Below are 18,767 nucleotides of genomic sequence, written 5' to 3' on the forward strand. Positions count from 1 at the left end.
TTAGCGAGCGCCCTTGGCCGCCGTCAATCAGCGTTGCAGTCAATCAGGGTTGCATCCGGGGCCGCGCGGGGCCTATCTGGCGCCGTTCCAGACAAGAGGTTTCCCATGCGTCCTTCCGGCAGAAAGCTCAACCAGATGAGGCCGGTTTCGATCGAGCCCGGCGTGATGAAACATGCCGAGGGCTCGTGCCTGATCCGGATGGGCGACACGCATGTGCTCTGCTCGGCCTCGATCGAGGACAAGCCGCCGCCGTTCCTGAAGAACACGGGCCTAGGCTGGGTCACGGCCGAATACGGGATGCTGCCGCGCGCCACCACCTCGCGCAACCGGCGCGAGGCGGCCTCGGGCAAGCAGAGCGGCCGGACGCAGGAAATCCAGCGCCTGATCGGCCGGGCCCTGCGCGCGGGCGTCGACCGTTCGGCCCTTGGGGAACGGCAGATCGTGATCGACTGCGACGTGATCCAGGCGGACGGCGGCACGCGCTGCGCCTCGATCACCGGGGGCTGGGTCGCGCTCAGGCTGGCGGTCAACAAGCTCCTGAAGGCGGGGATCATCGTCTCGGATCCGATCGTGGACCATGTGGCGGCGATCTCCTGCGGGATCTATGCCGGGCAGCCGGTGCTGGACCTCGACTATGCCGAGGATTCGACTGCCGGGACGGACGGCAACTTCATCCTCACCGGGCGCGGGCGGCTGGTGGAAGTGCAGATGTCGGCCGAAGGGGCAAGCTTCTCGCGCGACGAGATGGGCCACCTGCTGGATCTTGCCGAAGCCGGCATCGCCGAGCTGGTCGCCGCGCAGAAGGCCGCCCTGCCATGAGCCGGAAGTTCATGGGCGACCGGCTGCTGGTCGCCACGCACAACCGGGGCAAGCTCGAGGAGATGGCCCATCTCTTCGAGCCCTTCGGGATCGAGGTGATCTCGGCCGGCGATCTCGGCCTGCCCGAGCCCGAGGAAACCGAGACGACCTTTGTCGGCAATGCGCGCATCAAGGCCCATGCCGCGGCGAAGGCCGCGAACATGCCGGCGCTGGCCGACGATTCGGGCATCACCATCGACGCGCTCGATGGCGCGCCGGGGGTCTATACCGCCGACTGGGCCATGACGCCCGAGGGTCGCGACTTCAACATGGCGATGACGAAGACATGGGAGAAGCTGGAAGCGGCAAAGGCACCCTTCCCGCGGAAGGCGCAGTTCCGCTGCACGCTGGTGCTGGCCTGGCCGGACGGACACGACGAGGTCTTCGAAGGCGTCATGGCCGGTCAGGTGGTCTGGCCGATGCGTGGCGACCAGGGGCATGGCTACGATCCGATCTTCCAGCCCGACGGCAGCGACCTGACCTTCGGCGAGATGGACCGCTGGGAGAAGAACGAGATCAGCCACCGCGCGAGGGCCTTCCGCAACCTCATGCACGGCTGCTTCAAATGAGGCGGATCTCGACCGGATCGCCGTTCGAGGCCACGATGGGCTTTTCCCGCGCCGTGGTGAAGGGCGGCTGGTGCTTCGTTTCCGGCGTCACCGGCTATGATTATGCCACGATGGCGATGCCTGACGGCATCGCCGAACAGGCCCGCAACGCCTTCACCACCATTGCACAGGTTCTTGAGGAAGCCGGCTTCGTCATGGCCGACATCGTCCGCGTGCAGTATACGGTGACCGACGCGGACCAGGTCGAGGCGCTGATCCCTGTTCTGGGCGAGGTGCTGGGCGAGATCCGACCCGCCGCGACCATGGTCATCGCCGGGCTGATCCGCCCCGAGATGCTGGTCGAGATCGAGGTGACGGCCTTCAAGGGGTAGCGATGGACGACTGGCGCAACGGCGGCTTCGGGCTTTACCTGCACTGGCCGTTCTGTCAGTCGAAATGCCCCTATTGCGACTTCAACTCCCATGTGGCGGCCAGCATCGATCAGGGGCGCTGGCAGCGCGCCTATGTCTCGGAAATCCGCCGGATCGCGGCCGAGACCGGGGGGCGCGTGCTGAACTCGGTGTTCTTCGGTGGCGGCACGCCCTCGCTGATGCAGCCGGACCTGGTGGCGGCGATCCTCGACGCGGTGCGCGGCTCATGGCCGCTGGCGAACGACCTCGAGGTGACGCTGGAGGCCAATCCGGGCTCGGTCGAGGCAGGCCGCTTCCGCGGCTATCGCGAGGCCGGAGTGAACCGCATCTCGATGGGGATCCAGGCGCTGAACGACGCGGACCTGCGCAAGCTCGGGCGCCTGCACTCGGTGGCCGAGGCGCGCGCGGCGCTCGAGGTGGCGCGCGCCACCTTCGACCGCGTCAGCTTCGACCTGATCTACGCGCGGCAGGACCAGTCGCTGGCAGACTGGCGGGCGGAACTGTCCGAGGCGCTGTCCTTCGCTGCCGATCACCTGTCGATGTATCAACTTACAGTTGAAGATGGCACGGCTTTCGGCGACCGTCTCCGCCGGGGCAGGCTTGGCGGCCTGCCGAAAGAGGAGTTGTCGGCCGACATGTATGCGCTGACGCAGGAGTTGTGTGACGCAGCGGGGCTGCCGGCCTACGAGGTGTCGAACCATGCCCGTCCCGGATCGGAATCGCGGCACAACCTGATCTACTGGCGCGCCGGCGACTATGCAGGAATCGGACCCGGAGCCCATGGCCGACTGACGCTGAAGGGCGCCCGCTGGGCCACCGAGGCGCCCAAGGCGCCGGGCGACTGGCTGACGCGCGTGGAACGCGACGGAAATGGCGAGATCCCGCGTGTGAGGCTGGACCGGGACGAGCAGGCGCTGGAATATCTGATGATGGCGCTGCGGCTACGCGAAGGCGTGGACACGGGGCGCCACGCTGCCCTGTCCGGCGCCCCGCTCGATGCGCGGCGGCTGGAGGATCTGGTGGAGATCGGCATGGTCGAGACGGCTGACGGACGGGTGCGGGCCACGACGGAGGGGCGCATGGTGCTCAACTCGGTCATTTCTTCGCTCGCGGGAGAGTGAGATGCACGTGCTCTGGCTATCGGCCGGCCTGACCTCGCTGGCCCTCGGCCTGATCGGGATCTTCCTGCCGCTGCTGCCGACGGTGCCCTTCCTGCTGCTCGCAGCCTTCTGCTTCGCACGATCGTCCGAGCGGCTGCACGGCTGGCTTGTCAGCCATCCTGTCCTGGGGCCGCCGATCCAGGACTGGGAACGTTCGGGAGCCATCTCCCGCCGTGGCAAGCAGATGGCGACCGTCTCGATGCTGGTGGTGTTCGGAGTGTCGGTCGGCCTTGAACTTCCACCGGCAATCCTGGCGGTTCAGGCGGCGGTGCTCTGTGCCACCGGCCTCTTCATATGGACCCGTCCCTCGGCATGACCGACAGGGTGCGGCAGAGCGTGTCGAGATCGTCGAGCGTGTTGTAGCGGATCGTGAGCCGCCCGCTTTCGCCGCCGGGCTCGTGGTCGATCGTGACAGCCATCTTCAGGTTCGCCGAAAGATCGGCCTCGAGTGCCCGCGTGTCGGCATCCTTGTCGCGAAAGGCACGGGGACCGCTGGACTTCTTCTTCTCCGCCCCGCCCTTTGCGAGCCGCTCGGTCTCGCGGACCGAGAGGTTGCGGGTGATGACCTGCCGCGCAAGCTCCGACGGGTTCGGCGTGGTGATGAGCGCCCGCGCATGGCCCGCCGTCAGCTTGCCCTCGCGCAGCCAGCCTTGCACATCCTCAGGAAGGTTGAGTAATCTCAATAGGTTAGCGATGTGGGACCGGCTTTTCGACAGCGCCTCGGCCACCTTTTCCTGAGTGTGCCCGAAGCGGTCCATCAGTTGCCGGTAGCCCATCGCCTCTTCGATCGCATTCAGGTCGGCGCGCTGGATGTTCTCGATGATCGCGACCTCGAGCACCTCGGTGTCGTCGAACTCCCGGACAATCACCGGAAGCTCGTGCACCTGCGCGAGTTGCGAGGCCCGCCAGCGACGCTCGCCGGCAACGATCTCGAAGCGGTCGGATTGCGGGATCGGGCGGACCAGCAGCGGCTGGATCACGCCCTTCTGGCGGATCGACGCCGCCAGATCCTCCAGCGCCTCGGGGCTGAAATCGCGGCGCGGCTGGTTGGGGTTGGGCACCAGCTTCTCGACCGGCACCAGCAGGTCGGGGCGGCGCACGCCGCCCTGCCCTGTCGTGTCCACCTCTACCTGAATGTCCGCCATCAGCGCGGACAGGCCGCGTCCGAGCCCCCGACGTTCCATCTTCTTCTCCATCACAGCGCAGGTTCCGGTTGCGGAGCGAAGCCGTGCCGGCTGACGATCTCCTGCGACAGCGCACGATAGGCTTCGCTGCCTTTCGAATTCGGATCATAGGTCAGGACCGGAACGGCATAGGACGGTGCCTCGCTCACGCGCACGTTGCGCGGGATCATGGTTCGGAACACCAAGTCGCCGAGGTTCTGCCGCGCGTCGCCCTCGACGAGTTGCGACAGATTGTTGCGGCGGTCATACATCGTCAGCAGCACGCCTTCGATCCGCAGCGCAGGGTTGGCAGTGGTGCGGATCTCGCGGATCGTCAGCATGAGCTGCGACAGACCCTCCAGTGCGAAGAACTCGCTTTGAAGCGGGACCAGGACGGAGTCGCAGGCGATCAGGGCGTTGACGGTGAGAAGGCTCAGGGAGGGCGGGCAATCGATCAGGATGTAGTCGAAGCCGAATTTCCCCATGTCCGGTTGACGAAGAGCCTCGCGCAGCAGCTGGCTGCGCCTTTCGTTCACCGCAAGCTCCACATCCGCCGAGGCGAGATCGGCATTTGCCGGGCAGATGAACAGCGTCTCGGTCTTTGTCGGCAGGATCACGTCGGACAGGTCGGGCCGGTCGAGCAGCAGATCATAGGTTGTCAGCTTGCGATCGCCGGCCTCGATCCCCAGGCCGGTCGAGGCGTTGCCCTGCGGGTCGAGATCGACCACGAGAATTCGCGCCCCCAGCTCGGCAAGGCCAGCGGCAAGATTGATCGCCGTGGTCGTCTTCCCCACCCCGCCCTTCTGGTTGGCGATGGCCATGATGCGGGTGGTTCGGGCGTGGTTCTTGTCAGACATGAGCCAAGGCTTTCAGCTTCAGGATGACGGCTTCGGAATCTGTCATGCTCGGGTGGACCTCGAGATCCATTGTCCACGTCTTCCGTGCCTGCGCAATCTCTCCCGCATGGGCGGCGCCCTTGGGAAACAGGCAGACGGACTCTGCCGAAAGATGAGGCGCCGCCAGGCCGCACAGCACATCGAGAGGTGCCAGGGCCCGCGCGCTGACAACATCCGCCCGCATGGGATGCAGAGCCTCAATGCGCTCGGCCAGAACCTCGGCCTTCAGGTTCAGGTCGCGAATGGCGGTGCGCAGGAAGGTTGCCTTGCGCAGGTCGGATTCAACAAGGATGAACCGAGTTTCCGGCGACCGCTCAGCCGCTATCGCGGCCAGCACGATCCCGGGGAAGCCGGCACCGCTACCAAGATCCATCCACAGGCCCGGCTCCCGGAGAGCGAGAGGGAAGAGCTGCGCCGAGTCGAGAACATGACGGTGCCAGATATCCGGCAGCGTGGACTTCGCGATCAGGTTGATCGCGGGTGTCCACTTCTCGACGAGGGCAACGAAGCGGTTGAGCCGATCGAGTGTTTCACGTGAAACATCCAGTCCCGCCGGCATCGGGTGTGACATCACGTTCATCCCGCTGCTGCATCGCGATAGGACTTGCGCAGGCGCGCCAGAATGAGCGTCAGGGCGGACGGGGTCATGCCCTCGATCCGCGCTGCCTGCGCAATGGATGCCGGCTGGGCTCGCGACAATTTGCCCTTCAACTCCGACGACAAGCCGGACAATGCGCCGTAATCGAACCCCTCCGGAATGCGAACGGCTTCGTCTCGCTTCAGCGCCGCGGCTTCCGATGCCTGGCGATCAATGAACTGCGCATAAAGCGCGTCCCTGGAGATCTGATCGCGAATGGAAGGCGGCAGCTCCGCGTAGTCCGGGACGACCGACTCCAGCGCCTCTGCAGCCTCCGGACCAAAGGCCAGGATGGAGAAGGCGCTGCGGCGCGCCCCGTCCTGACTGATGCGCAATCCGAGATCAGCAACGGCAGAGCTGGTCAGGATACACTCCTCGAGCGCCCGCCGGCCGCGCGAAAGCTGCTCCATCTTCTCGGAAAAGGCGCGCCGACGGTTCTCGCCGACACAGCCAACGTCGATCCCGAGCGGTGTCAGGCGTTGATCCGCATTGTCTGCCCTTAGCGACAGACGGAACTCGGCGCGCGACGTGAACATCCGATACGGTTCCGTCACGCCGCGGCTGGTGAGGTCGTCGATCATGACCCCGATGTAGCTGTCGGCTCGACCGAAGTGCACAGGCTCCCTGCCCTGCGCGGCCAAGGCGGCATTCAGTCCGGCAACCATCCCTTGCGCCGCAGCTTCCTCGTAACCGGTCGTGCCGTTGATCTGACCGGCAAAGTAGAGGCCCTGCAGCGCCTTGAGCTCAAGGGTCGGACGAAGCTCGCGCGGGTCGAAGTAGTCGTATTCGATCGCGTAGCCAGGCTGCAGGATCTGCACATTCTCCAGCCCACGGATCGAGCGGACATAAGCTTCCTGCACTTCCGCCGGCAGCGAGGTGGAGATGCCGTTCGGATAGACGGTGGGATCGTCCAGACCCTCCGGCTCAAGAAACACCTGATGCTCGGACTTGTCGGCAAAGCGCACGACCTTGTCCTCGATGGAGGGGCAGTAGCGCGGGCCTACGCCTTCAATGTGCCCCCCATACATTGCGGAACGCGACAGGTTGTCCCGCACGATCTGGTGGGTGCGCTCATTGGTATGCGTGATCCCACAGGCGATCTGACGGGCCTTCGGAACCGTGTTCAGGAAGGAGAAGAGCACGGGATCGTCGTCTCCCGGCTGCATTTCCAGGCCACTCCAGTCGATGGTCCGACCGTCCAGCCGCGGTGGCGTACCAGTCTTCAGGCGGCCCCGTGCAAGGTCCAGATCGGCCAACCTCGCGGCCAGCCGCTCCGACGCCGGATCTCCGATCCGTCCCCCGCGCTGCCGCACATCCCCGATGTGAATCACGCCGTTCAGGAAGGTCCCGGACGTCAGAAGGACCGCATGCGCCGACAGCACACTGCCCTCAGCTAGAACGACGCCCGAGACCCGCGTACCCTCGACGCAAAGGTCGACAACCTCGCCTTCCACAATCCGAAGCCCGGGCTGCGCGGCAAGGACCGCCTGCATTCCCTGACGGTAGAGCTTGCGATCGGCCTGGGCCCGAGGACCCTGCACCGCAGGCCCCTTCTTCCGGTTCAACAGGCGGAACTGGATCCCGGCCTCATCGGCAACCCGCCCCATCACTCCATCCATCGCGTCGATCTCGCGCACGAGATGGCCTTTTCCGAGGCCGCCAATGGCGGGATTGCAGGACATGATCCCTATGCCGCCAAGTGACAGCGTCACGAGCGCCGTCGACGCTCCCATGCGCGCAGCGACAGCGGCCGCTTCGCATCCCGCATGGCCTCCGCCGATCACGATGACGTCGAAATGTTTCACGTGAAACACCCTCACTTCCCGATGCAAAAGCTGGCGAAGATCTCTCCGAGAAGTGACTCGACATCCACCCGCCCCACCAGCGAATCGAGAGCACGAATCGCTTGCCGCAGATTCTCCGCCGCCACTTCCGTCCGCTGCGTGCCCCTCAATACCTCAGCCCGCATCGATTCCATAGCGACGATTGCCCGCTCGATCGCAATCCTGTGCCGCTCGCGCGTCAAGCTGCCGGCGGCCGCCGTCCGATCGCGAAGCTGCAGGCTGATTGCCGCCACCAGGTCCGTCAACCCCTCCCCCGTGCGACCGGAAACACGCATCCCGTCGCCCGGGCGAAGATCCGCCTTGCCCTGAACGATCAGATCGCCCTCGCGCCGTTCAACCCCCGGAAGCGGGCCGGCCTCGTCCACCAGAAAAACCCGAAGATCGGCCGCATTGGCCCGCGACACCGCGCGATCGATCCCGAGGCTCTCCACCGGATCATCCGTCTGGCGCAGACCAGCCGTGTCGAGCAGCGTCACGGGCAGGCCATCCAGATCCATCCGGACCTCGATCACGTCCCTTGTGGTTCCCGCGATCTCGGACGTGAGCGCCGCCTCACGACGGGCCAGCGCATTGAGCAGCGTCGATTTGCCCGCGTTGGGGGCCCCGACAATGGCGACTTCGAAGCCGTCCCGGATGCGCTCCGCTACTCGAGACCCCTCCGCTTCCCTGCGAAGGTCCGCCAGCAGGCCGTCCACAAGCGAGAGCACCTCCGGAGACACGTCAACCGGCACATCCTCATCGGCGAAATCGATGGTCGCCTCCAGAAGCGCCGCAGCCCGGATCAGGTCCCGGCGCCAGGCTTCGGCCCGTTCGCCGATCGACCCGGAAAAGACCTTCATGGCCTGCCGCCTCTGCGCCTCGGTCTCGGCGTCGATCAGATCCGCCAGACCCTCGACCTGCGCAAGATCCAGCCGACCGTTCTCCAGCGCGCGCCGCGTGAACTCGCCAGCTTCTGCGGGGCGCAGGTCGGGCTGTTCGGACAGCGCCCTCAGAACCGCGGAGACGGCGGCGGGACTGCCGTGCAGATGAAGCTCCGCCGCCGCCTCGCCGGTAAAACTCGCACCTTCGGCGAACAGCAGCACCAGCGCCTCATCGAGGACTTCGCCCTGCCACTTCAGCCGCCGGAGTGCCGCCCGCCGAGGCTCGGGCAAGGCCACACCGAAGGCGGCCACCGCCTCGTGAGCGCGCGGTCCGGAGAGACGCAAAACCGCCACCCCGGCCTTGCCGCGCGCGCTGGCCAAGGCGTAGATCGTCTCCATTCCGGTTTCCCGCAGGTCAGGCGTCTCAGGTATTCATCGAGTCGAAGAACTCGGCATTGCTCTTGGTCTGCCGCAGCTTCGAGATCAGGAATTCGATTGCGTCCGTTGTGCCCATCGGGTTCAGGATGCGGCGCAGGACGTAGGTCTTCTGCAGGTCCGACTTGTCGACCAGCAGATCCTCCTTCCGGGTGCCGGACTTGAGGATGTCCATCGCCGGGAAGACCCGCTTGTCCGCCACCTTGCGGTCCAGCACGATCTCCGAGTTGCCGGTCCCCTTGAACTCCTCGAAGATCACTTCGTCCATCCGGCTGCCGGTATCGATCAGCGCGGTCGCGATGATGGTCAGCGACCCACCCTCCTCGATGTTCCGCGCAGCGCCGAAAAACCTTTTCGGACGTTGCAGCGCATTGGCATCGACGCCGCCGGTCAACACCTTGCCCGACGACGGCACCACGGTGTTGAACGCCCGTCCCAGACGGGTGATCGAGTCGAGCAGGATCACCACGTCGCGCTTGTGCTCGACGAGGCGCTTGGCCTTCTCGATCACCATCTCGGCCACCGCCACGTGCCGCGTCGCCGGCTCGTCGAAGGTCGAGGACACGACCTCGCCCTTCACCGAGCGCTGCATGTCCGTCACCTCCTCGGGCCGCTCGTCGATCAGCAGCACGATCAGGTAGCACTCGGGGTGGTTGGTCGCGATGGAATGAGCGATGTTCTGCAACAGCACCGTCTTGCCGGTGCGCGGCGGCGCCACGATCAGACCACGCTGCCCCTTCCCGATCGGCGCCACCAGGTCGATGATCCGGGCGGAGCGGTCCTTGATTGTCGGATCGTCCACTTCCATCTTCAGCCGCTCGTCGGGATAGAGCGGCGTCAGGTTGTCGAAATGCACCTTGTGGCGGGCGCGCTCGGGATCGTCGAAGTTGATCCGCGTGACCCGCGTCAGGCTGAAATAGCGCTCGTTCTCGCGCGGGGCGACGATCACGCCCTCGATGGTGTCGCCGGTGCGCAGCGAGAACTGGCGCAGGATCTCGGGCGAGACGTAGATGTCGTCCGGGCCGGGCAGGTAGTTCGCCTCGGGCGAGCGCAGGAAGCCGAAGCCGTCCTGCAGCACCTCGAGCACACCGTCGCCGCCGATCTCGTAACCTTCCTCGGCATGCTCCTTCAGGATCGAGAACATCATCTCGCCCTTCCGCATGGAGGGGGCGTTCTCGATCTCCCATTCCTCGGCCATCGCCAGAAGGTCGGCCGGGGTCTTGGCCTTCAGGTCCGCAAGATTGAGGCGTTCGGTCATGGCGCTCTGCCGTTCATCAAGGGCGCCGCCCGCGGGCGGCCTGCTGCGATCTGGTCGGGAATTGCATTGGACCGGACGGTCCTGCAAGGCCGCACATAGGCGCAGCGTCGCCATGAGTCAATCGGCTTAGAAGTCCCAGTAGTTCCACTTCGCCACGGCCGAGAACACGATCACCAGCATCAGAAGGGTCGGAAGCTCGTTCATCATCCGGTAGGTGCGGCCGGCGCGCGTGTTGGTTCCGGCGGCAAAGTCCTTGCGCCGCGCGGCGAGCCACATGTGAAAGCCGGTCATCGCGATCACCGAGCCCGCCTTGGTCCAGGGCCAGAGCATCGACCAGTCCACGATCCCTGGCGTGAAGACGAGCGCCAGCCCGAAGATCCACGTCGCGATCGCCGCCGGGTTCATGATCGCCCGCAGAAGCCGCCGTTCCATGGTCTGGAACAGGCTATCGGTCTCCGTGCCGGTCTTCACGACCTCGGCATGATAGACGAACAGCCGCGGCAGGTAGAACAGACCCGCCATCCAGGCCAGCACCGAAATCACATGCAGCGACTTGGTCCACAGGTAGTAGTCGGCCAGGAACGTGCCCATCGTCATCTCCTCGAAGCGCTCGGCCATCCTCATAAGAAAAGAAGATAGAGAAAGGAATGATGCAGTAGGGCGCAGGGATAACTGGATTGCGCGGCTTGTTCCCGCTCTTGTCCACAGGCGGCCCGCTGGGGGCAATGGTGTGTATCGATGTGGAATGTCTCTAGTCCGGAGCGAAGAGGCTTTCGAAATCAATCCATTGCCGGATCCGCACCCTGTGGACGGTTTTCCGCCCGACGATCCACCCCATCGGGACAGGCCGGTTCTCCCCGCACCCGCCGGAGGATTGTGCACGAGTGGACAAGTCGGGCGCTTTGCCCGATAAGATAGCGTCTTGACGGCCGATCCGGCCCCGGAGCCCCTTCTTGTGCCGGATTCGCCGTCAGGAACAGAAGCGGACTATCCACAGCCTCCTCCCCATGCGCCTGCTCCTCGCCTCTGCCTCGGAAACGCGGCTCGCGCTCCTTCGGGCCGCGGGGCTGGAGGTCGAGGCCATCCCTGCGCGTGTGGATGAGGAGGGCATCCGCGCCGCGCTCGAGGCCGAGGGCGCCTCGCCGCTCGACGTGGCCGATGCGCTGGCCGAGATGAAGGCGCGGAAGCTTGCCGAGCGGAACCGCGACGCGCTGGTGATCGGCTGCGACCAGGTGCTCGCCTTCCGGCGCGAGGTCTGGGGCAAGGCACGCGACACCGCCGAGCTGCGCGCGCAGCTCCTGCGGTTGCGGGGGCAGACGCACCGGCTGATCTCGGCCGTGGTGCTCTTCGAGGCGAACCGGCCGGTCTGGCGTCACGCGGGCGAGGTGCGGCTCACGATGCGCGAGTTTTCCGACGACTGGCTCGACGGCTACATCGCGCGCAACTGGGGGGCCGTCCGCCATTCCGTCGGCGGCTATCATCTGGAGGGCGAGGGCGTCCGGCTGTTCTCGGCCGTCGAGGGCGACTATTTCACCGTGCTCGGCCTGCCCCTCCTGCCGCTGTTGAATTATCTGGCTCAAAGAGGCTTCATCCCGACATGACGGAACTCACGCGCATCCCGCTCGCGGGGGTGATCGGATCGCCCATCGCCCACAGCCGCTCGCCGGCGCTGCATGGCTACTGGCTGAGGCGCTACGGGCTGAAGGGTTTCTACATTCCGATGGAGGTGGCGCAGGCCGACCTGCGCGACGCGCTGGCGATGCTGCCACGGCTGGGCTTTGTGGGGTGCAACGTCACCATTCCGCACAAGGAGTCGGTGATCGGTCTGGCCGACATCGTCACCGACCGCGCCGCCCTGATTGGCGCTGCCAACACGCTGATCTTCCGCAAGGATGGCAAGATCCATGCCGACAACACCGACGGCGCGGGCTTCATCGCCAACCTGCGCCAGAACGCGCCGGACTGGGTGCCGCAGGCGGGGCCGGCGGTGGTCTGGGGGGCGGGAGGCGCGTGCCGCGCGGTGATCGCCGCGCTCATCGAGGTCGGCGTCCCCGAGATCCGGCTGGCCAACCGCAGCCGCGCACGGGCCGATGCCCTGCGGTCGGATTTCGGCGCGAAGATCACCGTCCACGACTGGGTTCAGGCCGGCAACATCCTGGAGGATGCGATGACGGTGGTGAACACCACCTCGCTCGGCATGGTCGGAAAGCCGGACTTCCGCGTGCCGCTCGATGCGCTGAACCCGAAGGCCGTGGTGACGGATCTGGTCTACACGCCGCTGAAGACCCGGCTGCTGATCGAGGCGGAGCAGGCCGGCTGCAGGGTGGTCGACGGCTTGGGCATGCTTCTGCATCAGGCGGCGCCAGGGTTCGAGCGCTGGTTCGGCGTCCGTCCCGAGGTGGACGACGCGACCCGCGCCGCCGTGCTTCAACCATGAGACCGTTCCGGCTGGGCCTGACCGGCTCGATCGGCATGGGCAAGTCGACCACGGCCGGCTTCTTTGCCGAAGCCGGGGTGCCGGTCTGGGATGCCGATGCCGCCGTGCATCGCCTCTATGCCCGCGGCGGGGCGCTCGTCGCGCCCGTCGCAGCCCTTTGCCCGGCCGCCGTGGCGGATGGTGCCGTGGATCGCGCGGCCCTGCGCGGCTGGATCTCGGCCGATCCGGCGGCGCTCGCGCGGCTGGAAGCCGTGGTTCATCCCGCCGTGGCCGAGGATCGCGCCGCCTTCGTCGCGGCGGCGGCCTCGGACATCGTGGTGCTCGACATCCCGTTGCTGTTCGAGACGGGCCATGAAAGCGAGATGGACGCCACGCTTCTCGTCACCGCGCCCCCTGCCCTGCAGCGTGCCCGGGTCCTTTCCCGCGGCACCATGACCGAGGCGCAGTTCGAGGCGATCCTTGCCCGCCAACTGCCCGACCGCGAGAAACGGGCGCGCGCCACCCACATCATCGAGACGCTGGGGCTGGAGGCCGCCCGCGCCGGCGTCCTCGCCCTTGTCGCCTATATCCGGGAGCACGCCGATGCGTGAGATCGTCCTCGACACGGAAACCACTGGCTTCGAGCCCTCGGAGGGCCACCGGATCGTCGAGATCGGCGCGGTGGAGCTTCTGAACCACATGCCGACGCGGCGGACGTTCCACAAGTATATCAACCCGCAGCGGCCGATGCCGATGGAGGCCTTCGAGGTGCATGGCCTTGGCGACGACTTCCTGCGCGACAAGCCGCTGTTCGCGCAGATCGCGCGGGAGTTTCTGGATTTCGTCGGCGATGCGCGGCTGGTGATCCACAACGCCGCCTTCGACATGAAATTCCTGAACTTCGAACTGACCCGTGCGTCCTTTCCCACCCTGCCCTTCGACCGCGCGCTGGATACGCTCGCGCTGGCGCGGCAGAAGTTTCCCGGCGCGCCGGCCACGCTCGACGCGCTCTGCCGGCGGTTCGGCGTCGACAACTCGGCGCGCGAGAAGCACGGCGCGCTGCTCGACAGCGAGATCCTGGCCGAGGTCTATCTGGAATTGATCGGCGGGCGGCAGCCGGACTTCGGCCTTGCCACGACGGCCGACGCCCGGTCCGGCAATGCCGAGGGCGAGTGGCGCCCGCGCCCCCGACCCAATCCGCTGCCGCCGCGCATCACGGAAGCCGAGGCCGCCGCCCATGCCGCCTTCGTGGCGAAGCTGGGCGACGGCGCGATCTGGCTCAAGCGGGTCTGATCAGTTGACCGCTTGCTGCGCCGCCTTCTGCGCCTCGGCGCGGCGGGCAAGTTCCATGCGGTAGAGCGCGAGGAAATCGACCGTATCGACGTTCAGCGGCGGGAAGCCGCCGTCGCGCGTCACGTCCGAGATGATCCGGCGCACGAAGGGGAACAGCAGCCGCGGGCATTCGATCAGCAGGAACGGATGCATCTGATCTTCCGGCACGTTCTCGATGTGGAAGATCCCGCCATAGTCCAGTTCCAGCAGGAACAGCATCTCGCCATTGGACTTGTTCTTCGAGGTCACCTTGAACTTCGTGATCACCTCGAACTGGTGCTCGGTCGTGCGCTTGCGCGCGTCGAGGCTTACCTGAACCTGGATGTCGGGCTGCACGTCGCCGCCCTGCAGGCCCTTCTGGGCCACCATGTTCTCGAACGACAGGTCCCGCACGTATTGCGCAAGCACCTGCATCCGGATCTGTGGGGCCTCGGCGGGCGCTCCGTTGGCATCGGTCATCGTGTCACTCCCTGGGTCACGGGCCATTCCGGGCCGGTTTAGCAGGTCGCAACCCGCGCCTCAATGCCGCGTCCAGCCGGACCGTCCCGGCGGGTTGAGCGAATCGCGCGGCTCCGGATCGATCTCGTAATACTCGGCCTCGATCGGCCGGTCGTCGGCGACCGGGCCGCGCCACGTCGTCGCGTGCACCTGGACGTTCCGTCCCAGCCGCCGGATCAGCGCGCGGCGCAGCGGCGGGATCAGCAGCAGAAGGCCCAGCGTGTCGGTCAGGAACCCCGGCAGGATCAGCAGCAGCGCCGCGACCGAGACCACCGCCCCGTCCGCCAGCAGGACCAGCGGGTCGAGGCGTCGGGACATCTGCAGCGCGGACTGCATCTCGACCCCCTGCCGGCGCAGCAGGTAAACCCCGAGCGCGGCCGTGCCGAAGATCACCAGCATCGTTGCCAGAAGCCCGATCGCGCCGCCGATGGTGACGAACAGGGCGATCTCCACGATCGGCAGGGCGAACAGAACCGCGACTGGCCACATGGCGAGCCTCCTTTTGCAACGCGACTTATCCGGCGGGGCGGTAGACTTGCGCCGGCCCCTCCCCTACATAGGAAGGAACCGTTATGCTTACCAACCCCGATATGACGCGGGTCCTCCGCCACGACGCCCCCGACCGAGGTTAAAAATGAGTTCGTCCCTGATCCAACTGCTGGTGCTGGCCGGGATCGCCGTTTTCCTGATCATCAAGCTGAAGAGTGTGCTTGGCACGCGCGAGGGCTTTGAAAAGCCACCCGTTCCCCTCGAGGATCCCCGCCCGCGTCCGCGGCGAGAGTTCGAGGTGATCGAGGGCGGGCCGGACCGAGACATCATCGATCACGTGGCGGATGGCAGTCCGCCAGCCAAGGCGCTTGCCGCCATGAAGATGGCCGAGCCCGGCTTTTCGGTCAGCGAATTCCTTCAGGGCGCGCGCGGCGCTTATGAAATGATCGTGATGGCCTTCGAGAAGGGCGAGCTTGACCAGATCCGGCCGTTCCTGTCGCCTGAGGTCTACGAGAGCTTCGAGGCGGCCGTTCAAGCCCGCGAGGCCGAGGGTCTGAGCGTCGAGGCCAATTTCGTCGGCCTGCGCGAGATCGACATCCACGACGCTACCTTCGAGCGCGAGGGGCGGATCGGCCAGATCGCCGTCCGCTTCGTGGGCGAACTGACCTCCGTGGTGCGCGACCGTGCCGGGCAAATCGTCGAGGGCAGCCCGACCGAGGTGAAGCGCCAGCGCGACATCTGGACGTTCGAGCGGCGCATGGGGTCGACCGACCCGAACTGGCAACTCGTCGCCACCGGGGAGTGATGCGTGCGCTCCTTCGCGCGCTGGCGGTCTGTGCCGTGACGGTGGCGGCCGGCGGTGCGCCTGCGCAGGTTCTCGATTTCGAGGCGCTGGACGGCTGGACCGACGATGATCACCTCGAGGCACTGGCGGTCTTCCGCCAGACCTGCGACCTGCTGAAGGACCCGGAGTGGAAGCCGCTCTGCAAGGTCGCAGCCGAGGCGGATGGCAGTCCCGAGGCGGCACGCGAGTTCTTCGAGATCTTCTTCAAGCCCGTGCAGGTGGGCGATCCCCCCGCGCTGTTTACCGGCTATTACGAGCCGGAACTGGAAGGCTCGCCCTTCCGCACCCCGCGCTTCGCCTGGCCGATCTATGCCCGCCCGCCCGAGCTTCCGGACGGGACGCCGTGGCTGACCCGGTCAGAGATCGACTCGGGCCTTCTTTCAGGGCGCGGGCTCGAGATCGCCTGGCTCGATGATCCGGTCGAGGTCTTCTTCCTGCAGGTGCAGGGATCGGGGCGGATCCGGATGCCCGACGGGCGCGTGCTGCGCGTGGGCTATGCCGGCAAGAACGGCCATCCCTACGTCAGCGTGGGCAAGGAGATGGTCCGGCGGGGACTGCTGCGGCTTGAGGAAGCCTCGGCCCAGGCGATCCGCGCCTGGGTCCGGATGAACCCCGCGCAGGGGCAGGCGCTGTTGAGCCTGAACCCCTCCTACGTGTTCTTCCGCAAGCTGCCCTCGCTTGCCGCCGACAAGGGGCCGATCGGCGCCATGGGCCGCTCGATCACCACGCTCCGCAGCATCGCCGTCGATCCGCTCTTCACCCCGCTCGGCGCGCCCGTCTGGGTCGAGAAGGATGGCTACCGCCCGCTGCGGCGGCTGTTCGTCGCGCAGGATACCGGCGGGGCGATCAAGGGGATGCAGCGCGCCGACATCTTCTATGGCACTGGCCACCGTGCCGGCGAGGTCGCGGGCGAGGTGAAGGACGGAGGCCGGATGATGGTGCTGCTGCCCATCGATCTCGCCTTCGCGACGCTGCCCGAAAACTGAGCCATGGCCCGCCGCCGCACCTTGCGCCCCGAGGAGGAGGAGCTGTGGCAGGCGGTCGCCCGCACGGCCCAGCCGCTCCATCCCGGCCGGGTGCGGAGCCATCTTCCGAAGGACGACCCTGCGCCGCAACCGCCGGAGCCGCGCCCGCCCGCCCATCCCCCGTTTCCTCATTTCAACTTGGGCGAGAAGGTCCGCCACTCGCCGGGGCACGACCTAGCGCCCACGATGCGCGACCATCTGGCGGCGCAGCCACTGCGGATGGATGCGAAGAACTACGCCCGCATGGCGCGCGGCAAGCTGGCGCCCGAGGCGCGGATCGACCTGCACGGCATGACGCTGACCGAGGCGCATCCCGAACTGATCCGCTTCGTGCTGAACGCCCATGCGGACGGCCTGCGCCTCGTGCTGGTCATCACCGGCAAGGGCAGCCGGCGGACCGAGGATCACGGGCCGATCCCGCAACGGCAGGGCGTGCTGCGCCATCAGGTGCCGCACTGGCTGCGCCTGCCGCCGCTGGGCTCGGTGGTGCTTCAGGTCGCGGTGGCCCATCTGAAGCATGGCGGCGAGGGCGCCTATTACGTCTATCTGCGACGCAGCCGCTAGGCGCCATTCGCGCTTCGCGAACGGTCAACCCCAGATCGCCGGGTCCGCGAACTCGACCGAATTGCCCGCCGGGTCGCGGACATAGATCGAGCGCGCGCCGCTCGGCCAGTGGAAATCGGCCTCGATCGTCACGCCCGCCTCTTCCATCCGGTGCTTCCACAGGTCAATGGCCTCGGGCGGCACCGCGAAGCAGTAATGCCCTGGCCCGAGTGTTCCATGCGGCGGAACCGGGAGGGCGAGATTGCCCGGGGGTTTCACGGTCTCCTCGGGATTGAAGATCAGAAGCACGCCCTCGCCCACGCGGAAGAAGATGTGCCGGTTGCCGGCGCGCGCCACCACCGGCAGGCCGATCAGCCCGCCATAGAACGCTTCGGCCGCGTCGATGTCGCCGGCATAGAGCGCGGTTTCCAGCGTGCCAAGGATCGGGGGATGGGTCATGCGACGTCTCCTCTGGTTGGGGGCGAAGTGACGCTTTGCCGGCGGATCAGTTCGACCGGCAGCAGGTCCGAGGGCCCGGAGAGGCTGCGCGCGTCGATCATCGCGGCCAGCATCTCGGCCGCCCGCCGCCCGATCAGCTGGCGCGGCTGGCGGATCGTGGTCAGCGCCGGGGTCAGGTGCGCCACGACCTCGATGTCGTCGAAGCCCACCACCGAGACCTCGGCCGGCACCGATACGCCCGCGTGCTGAAGCGCGCCGATGAAGCCGCAGGCCATTTCGTCCGAGGCGCAGAACACCGCCGTCGGTCGGTCCTTCAGGCCGAGCCAAGCCATCGCCGCAGCCGAACCCGAGGCCAGCCCGAAATCGCCGCGGAAGATCCAGTCCTCGCGCATCGGCAGGCCGAGGTCGGCCATCGCGCCGCGCATCCCCATGAGTCGGCTCTCGGTCAGAACGTTGCCGGCCGGCCCCGTGACATGACCGATGGTCCGGTGCCCCATCCCGTAGAGGTGCCGGATGGCGATCGCCGCCCCTTCGGCATTGTCGACCCGGACCGAGGGCAGGCTGTCGTCCATCCACTCGCAGGCCAGCAGCACCGGAGGCCGTTGCCGCCCCGCCAGCGCCGCCGCCGGCAGCGTGCCGTCGAAGACCACCAGCCCGTCGGCGATCCCGCTCTCCAGATAGTAGGCGAGCCGCCCTTCCGGGTCGGTGTGCGTGTCGGCGATCAGAAGGCCGTAGCCGGCGGGCGTCAGGATCGACGCCAGCCCCGATAGGATCTCGGAAAAGAACGGGTTGGCGAGGTTCGGCACCAGGGCAAGGATGCTGCCGGTCCGCCTTCGCCGCAGGTTGCGCGCCATGTGGTTCGCGACATATCCGGTCTGCCGCACCGCCTGCAGCACCATCTCGCGCGTCGCCTCGGCCACGCGATCCGGATGCGAGAGGGTCCGGCTCACGGTCGCGGTGGACACGCCCGAGATCCGCGCAACATCCTGTATCGTCGCCGTTTTCTGCCGCATCCCACGCCCTTCTTGCGTGCATCCTGCGCCGCAGGAGAATCGTTGTAAACGATTGTTG

Annotated in this window: 23 protein-coding genes; 12 read left to right on the forward strand and 11 right to left on the reverse strand. The window is 66.8% G+C overall.

The annotated features are described in order from the left end of the window. Positions 1 to 105: 105 nt before the first annotated feature. The 5 genes from rph to CK951_RS15650 are packed head-to-tail and all read left to right on the forward strand — an operon-like array spanning position 106 to position 3,313. Entirely contained in the window at positions 106 to 819 is a 714-nt protein-coding gene (gene rph / locus CK951_RS15630) for a ribonuclease PH (protein ID WP_096786999.1), read from the forward strand. Then, positions 816 to 1,427 carry an RdgB/HAM1 family non-canonical purine NTP pyrophosphatase gene (rdgB, locus tag CK951_RS15635; RefSeq protein ID WP_096787000.1) on the forward strand — a complete coding sequence of 204 codons (612 nt, stop codon included), beginning with the start codon at positions 816 to 818 and terminating at the stop codon, positions 1,425 to 1,427. Before rph ends, rdgB begins: the two co-directional genes overlap by 4 nt. Beyond that, complete coding sequence (locus tag CK951_RS15640) at positions 1,424 to 1,798, forward strand: RidA family protein (RefSeq protein ID WP_096787001.1); 375 nt, start codon at positions 1,424 to 1,426, stop codon at positions 1,796 to 1,798. Before rdgB ends, CK951_RS15640 begins: the two co-directional genes overlap by 4 nt. Before the next feature lie 2 nt (positions 1,799 to 1,800). Then, a complete protein-coding gene (gene hemW, locus CK951_RS15645) occupies positions 1,801 to 2,958 on the forward strand; it encodes a radical SAM family heme chaperone HemW (RefSeq protein WP_096787002.1) in 1,158 nt (385 codons plus the stop codon). Between the two features lies 1 nt (position 2,959). Beyond that, positions 2,960 to 3,313 carry a YbaN family protein gene (locus tag CK951_RS15650; RefSeq protein ID WP_096787003.1) on the forward strand — a complete coding sequence of 118 codons (354 nt, stop codon included), beginning with the start codon at positions 2,960 to 2,962 and terminating at the stop codon, positions 3,311 to 3,313. Here CK951_RS15650 and CK951_RS15655 read toward each other — a convergent pair. The 7 genes from CK951_RS15655 to hemJ form a co-directional block, all read right to left on the reverse strand. Continuing rightward, positions 3,288 to 4,193, reverse strand: a complete 906-nt coding sequence (locus CK951_RS15655; RefSeq protein WP_198402368.1) for a ParB/RepB/Spo0J family partition protein — start codon at positions 4,191 to 4,193, stop codon at positions 3,288 to 3,290. The genes CK951_RS15650 and CK951_RS15655 overlap by 26 nt on opposite strands. Then, positions 4,193 to 5,017, reverse strand: a complete 825-nt coding sequence (locus tag CK951_RS15660; protein WP_096787004.1) for a ParA family protein — start codon at positions 5,015 to 5,017, stop codon at positions 4,193 to 4,195. The genes CK951_RS15655 and CK951_RS15660 overlap by 1 nt, the downstream gene beginning before the upstream one ends. Continuing rightward, positions 5,010 to 5,630 carry a 16S rRNA (guanine(527)-N(7))-methyltransferase RsmG gene (gene rsmG, locus CK951_RS15665; protein WP_198402463.1) on the reverse strand — a complete coding sequence of 207 codons (621 nt, stop codon included), beginning with the start codon at positions 5,628 to 5,630 and terminating at the stop codon, positions 5,010 to 5,012. The genes CK951_RS15660 and rsmG overlap by 8 nt, the downstream gene beginning before the upstream one ends. Before the next feature lie 2 nt (positions 5,631 to 5,632). Beyond that, complete coding sequence (gene mnmG, locus CK951_RS15670; protein ID WP_198402369.1) at positions 5,633 to 7,498, reverse strand: tRNA uridine-5-carboxymethylaminomethyl(34) synthesis enzyme MnmG; 1,866 nt, start codon at positions 7,496 to 7,498, stop codon at positions 5,633 to 5,635. 11 nt (positions 7,499 to 7,509) lie between these two features. After that, a complete protein-coding gene (gene mnmE / locus CK951_RS15675; protein WP_096787007.1) occupies positions 7,510 to 8,796 on the reverse strand; it encodes a tRNA uridine-5-carboxymethylaminomethyl(34) synthesis GTPase MnmE in 1,287 nt (428 codons plus the stop codon). 25 nt (positions 8,797 to 8,821) lie between these two features. Then, positions 8,822 to 10,090, reverse strand: a complete 1,269-nt coding sequence (rho, locus tag CK951_RS15680; RefSeq protein WP_096787008.1) for a transcription termination factor Rho — start codon at positions 10,088 to 10,090, stop codon at positions 8,822 to 8,824. Positions 10,091 to 10,216: 126 nt separating this feature from the next. After that, complete coding sequence (gene hemJ / locus CK951_RS15685; RefSeq protein WP_198402370.1) at positions 10,217 to 10,714, reverse strand: protoporphyrinogen oxidase HemJ; 498 nt, start codon at positions 10,712 to 10,714, stop codon at positions 10,217 to 10,219. 383 nt (positions 10,715 to 11,097) lie between these two features. On the opposite strand from hemJ, the gene CK951_RS15690 reads away from it, so the two are divergent. From CK951_RS15690 to dnaQ, 4 genes are read left to right on the forward strand one after another with little or no spacing between them, the layout of a single operon-like run. Next, the gene (locus CK951_RS15690) at positions 11,098 to 11,691 is read left to right on the forward strand and encodes a nucleoside triphosphate pyrophosphatase (protein ID WP_096787009.1); all 594 of its coding nucleotides are present in this window, start codon (positions 11,098 to 11,100) and stop codon (positions 11,689 to 11,691) included. Continuing rightward, complete coding sequence (locus CK951_RS15695; protein ID WP_096787010.1) at positions 11,688 to 12,527, forward strand: shikimate dehydrogenase; 840 nt, start codon at positions 11,688 to 11,690, stop codon at positions 12,525 to 12,527. The genes CK951_RS15690 and CK951_RS15695 overlap by 4 nt, the downstream gene beginning before the upstream one ends. Then, a complete protein-coding gene (coaE, locus tag CK951_RS15700; RefSeq protein ID WP_096787011.1) occupies positions 12,524 to 13,117 on the forward strand; it encodes a dephospho-CoA kinase in 594 nt (197 codons plus the stop codon). The genes CK951_RS15695 and coaE overlap by 4 nt, the downstream gene beginning before the upstream one ends. Beyond that, positions 13,110 to 13,799: a DNA polymerase III subunit epsilon gene (gene dnaQ, locus CK951_RS15705; protein WP_096787012.1), complete on the forward strand. Its 690-nt coding sequence runs from the start codon at positions 13,110 to 13,112 to the stop codon at positions 13,797 to 13,799. Before coaE ends, dnaQ begins: the two co-directional genes overlap by 8 nt. Here the strand turns inward: dnaQ and secB are convergent, their stop codons facing one another. Next, positions 13,800 to 14,297, reverse strand: a complete 498-nt coding sequence (secB, locus tag CK951_RS15710) for a protein-export chaperone SecB (protein ID WP_096787013.1) — start codon at positions 14,295 to 14,297, stop codon at positions 13,800 to 13,802. 60 nt (positions 14,298 to 14,357) lie between these two features. Continuing rightward, a complete protein-coding gene (locus tag CK951_RS15715) occupies positions 14,358 to 14,825 on the reverse strand; it encodes an FxsA family protein (protein ID WP_096787014.1) in 468 nt (155 codons plus the stop codon). A 145-nt stretch (positions 14,826 to 14,970) separates the two neighbouring features. Between CK951_RS15715 and CK951_RS15720 the strand changes: the two genes are divergently transcribed. From CK951_RS15720 to CK951_RS15730, 3 genes are read left to right on the forward strand one after another with little or no spacing between them, the layout of a single operon-like run. Further along, entirely contained in the window at positions 14,971 to 15,630 is a 660-nt protein-coding gene (locus tag CK951_RS15720; protein ID WP_096787015.1) for a Tim44/TimA family putative adaptor protein, read from the forward strand. Next, positions 15,630 to 16,655 (forward strand): murein transglycosylase A, encoded by a 1,026-nt coding sequence (locus CK951_RS15725; protein WP_096787016.1) that lies wholly within the window; start codon positions 15,630 to 15,632, stop codon positions 16,653 to 16,655. Before CK951_RS15720 ends, CK951_RS15725 begins: the two co-directional genes overlap by 1 nt. A gap of 3 nt (positions 16,656 to 16,658) precedes the next feature. Next, a complete protein-coding gene (locus tag CK951_RS15730; protein WP_096787017.1) occupies positions 16,659 to 17,258 on the forward strand; it encodes a Smr/MutS family protein in 600 nt (199 codons plus the stop codon). Between the two features lie 24 nt (positions 17,259 to 17,282). Here CK951_RS15730 and CK951_RS15735 read toward each other — a convergent pair whose 3' ends face one another. Together CK951_RS15735 and CK951_RS15740 are read right to left on the reverse strand one after the other, a co-directional pair. After that, complete coding sequence (locus CK951_RS15735; protein WP_096787018.1) at positions 17,283 to 17,696, reverse strand: VOC family protein; 414 nt, start codon at positions 17,694 to 17,696, stop codon at positions 17,283 to 17,285. Continuing rightward, entirely contained in the window at positions 17,693 to 18,709 is a 1,017-nt protein-coding gene (locus CK951_RS15740) for a LacI family DNA-binding transcriptional regulator (RefSeq protein WP_096787019.1), read from the reverse strand. Before CK951_RS15740 ends, CK951_RS15735 begins: the two co-directional genes overlap by 4 nt. Between the last annotated feature and the right edge of the window lie 58 nt (positions 18,710 to 18,767).

Origin of the sequence: Rhodobacter sp. CZR27 (genome assembly GCF_002407205.1) — a bacterium.
In the GTDB taxonomy this organism is placed as follows: Bacteria; Pseudomonadota; Alphaproteobacteria; order Rhodobacterales; family Rhodobacteraceae; genus Cereibacter_A.

What these genes read in the sequence shown, in the direction of transcription:
- CK951_RS15655 (WP_198402368.1), bottom strand. Translation starts at nt 4,193, where the DNA reads ATGGAGAAGAAGATGGAACGTCGGGGGCTCGGACGCGGCCTGTCCGCG.
- CK951_RS15660 (WP_096787004.1), bottom strand. Translation starts at nt 5,017, where the DNA reads ATGTCTGACAAGAACCACGCCCGAACCACCCGCATCATGGCCATCGCC.
- CK951_RS15730 (WP_096787017.1), top strand. Translation starts at nt 16,659, where the DNA reads ATGGCCCGCCGCCGCACCTTGCGCCCCGAGGAGGAGGAGCTGTGGCAG.
- hemW (WP_096787002.1), top strand. Translation starts at nt 1,801, where the DNA reads ATGGACGACTGGCGCAACGGCGGCTTCGGGCTTTACCTGCACTGGCCG.
- CK951_RS15735 (WP_096787018.1), bottom strand. Translation starts at nt 17,696, where the DNA reads ATGACCCATCCCCCGATCCTTGGCACGCTGGAAACCGCGCTCTATGCC.
- CK951_RS15740 (WP_096787019.1), bottom strand. Translation starts at nt 18,709, where the DNA reads ATGCGGCAGAAAACGGCGACGATACAGGATGTTGCGCGGATCTCGGGC.
- coaE (WP_096787011.1), top strand. Translation starts at nt 12,524, where the DNA reads ATGAGACCGTTCCGGCTGGGCCTGACCGGCTCGATCGGCATGGGCAAG.
- CK951_RS15640 (WP_096787001.1), top strand. Translation starts at nt 1,424, where the DNA reads ATGAGGCGGATCTCGACCGGATCGCCGTTCGAGGCCACGATGGGCTTT.
- hemJ (WP_198402370.1), bottom strand. Translation starts at nt 10,714, where the DNA reads ATGAGGATGGCCGAGCGCTTCGAGGAGATGACGATGGGCACGTTCCTG.
- rdgB (WP_096787000.1), top strand. Translation starts at nt 816, where the DNA reads ATGAGCCGGAAGTTCATGGGCGACCGGCTGCTGGTCGCCACGCACAAC.
- CK951_RS15715 (WP_096787014.1), bottom strand. Translation starts at nt 14,825, where the DNA reads ATGTGGCCAGTCGCGGTTCTGTTCGCCCTGCCGATCGTGGAGATCGCC.
- secB (WP_096787013.1), bottom strand. Translation starts at nt 14,297, where the DNA reads ATGACCGATGCCAACGGAGCGCCCGCCGAGGCCCCACAGATCCGGATG.
- CK951_RS15720 (WP_096787015.1), top strand. Translation starts at nt 14,971, where the DNA reads ATGAGTTCGTCCCTGATCCAACTGCTGGTGCTGGCCGGGATCGCCGTT.
- dnaQ (WP_096787012.1), top strand. Translation starts at nt 13,110, where the DNA reads ATGCGTGAGATCGTCCTCGACACGGAAACCACTGGCTTCGAGCCCTCG.
- rph (WP_096786999.1), top strand. Translation starts at nt 106, where the DNA reads ATGCGTCCTTCCGGCAGAAAGCTCAACCAGATGAGGCCGGTTTCGATC.
- rho (WP_096787008.1), bottom strand. Translation starts at nt 10,090, where the DNA reads ATGACCGAACGCCTCAATCTTGCGGACCTGAAGGCCAAGACCCCGGCC.
- CK951_RS15725 (WP_096787016.1), top strand. Translation starts at nt 15,630, where the DNA reads ATGCGTGCGCTCCTTCGCGCGCTGGCGGTCTGTGCCGTGACGGTGGCG.
- CK951_RS15690 (WP_096787009.1), top strand. Translation starts at nt 11,098, where the DNA reads ATGCGCCTGCTCCTCGCCTCTGCCTCGGAAACGCGGCTCGCGCTCCTT.
- mnmE (WP_096787007.1), bottom strand. Translation starts at nt 8,796, where the DNA reads ATGGAGACGATCTACGCCTTGGCCAGCGCGCGCGGCAAGGCCGGGGTG.
- CK951_RS15650 (WP_096787003.1), top strand. Translation starts at nt 2,960, where the DNA reads ATGCACGTGCTCTGGCTATCGGCCGGCCTGACCTCGCTGGCCCTCGGC.
- CK951_RS15695 (WP_096787010.1), top strand. Translation starts at nt 11,688, where the DNA reads ATGACGGAACTCACGCGCATCCCGCTCGCGGGGGTGATCGGATCGCCC.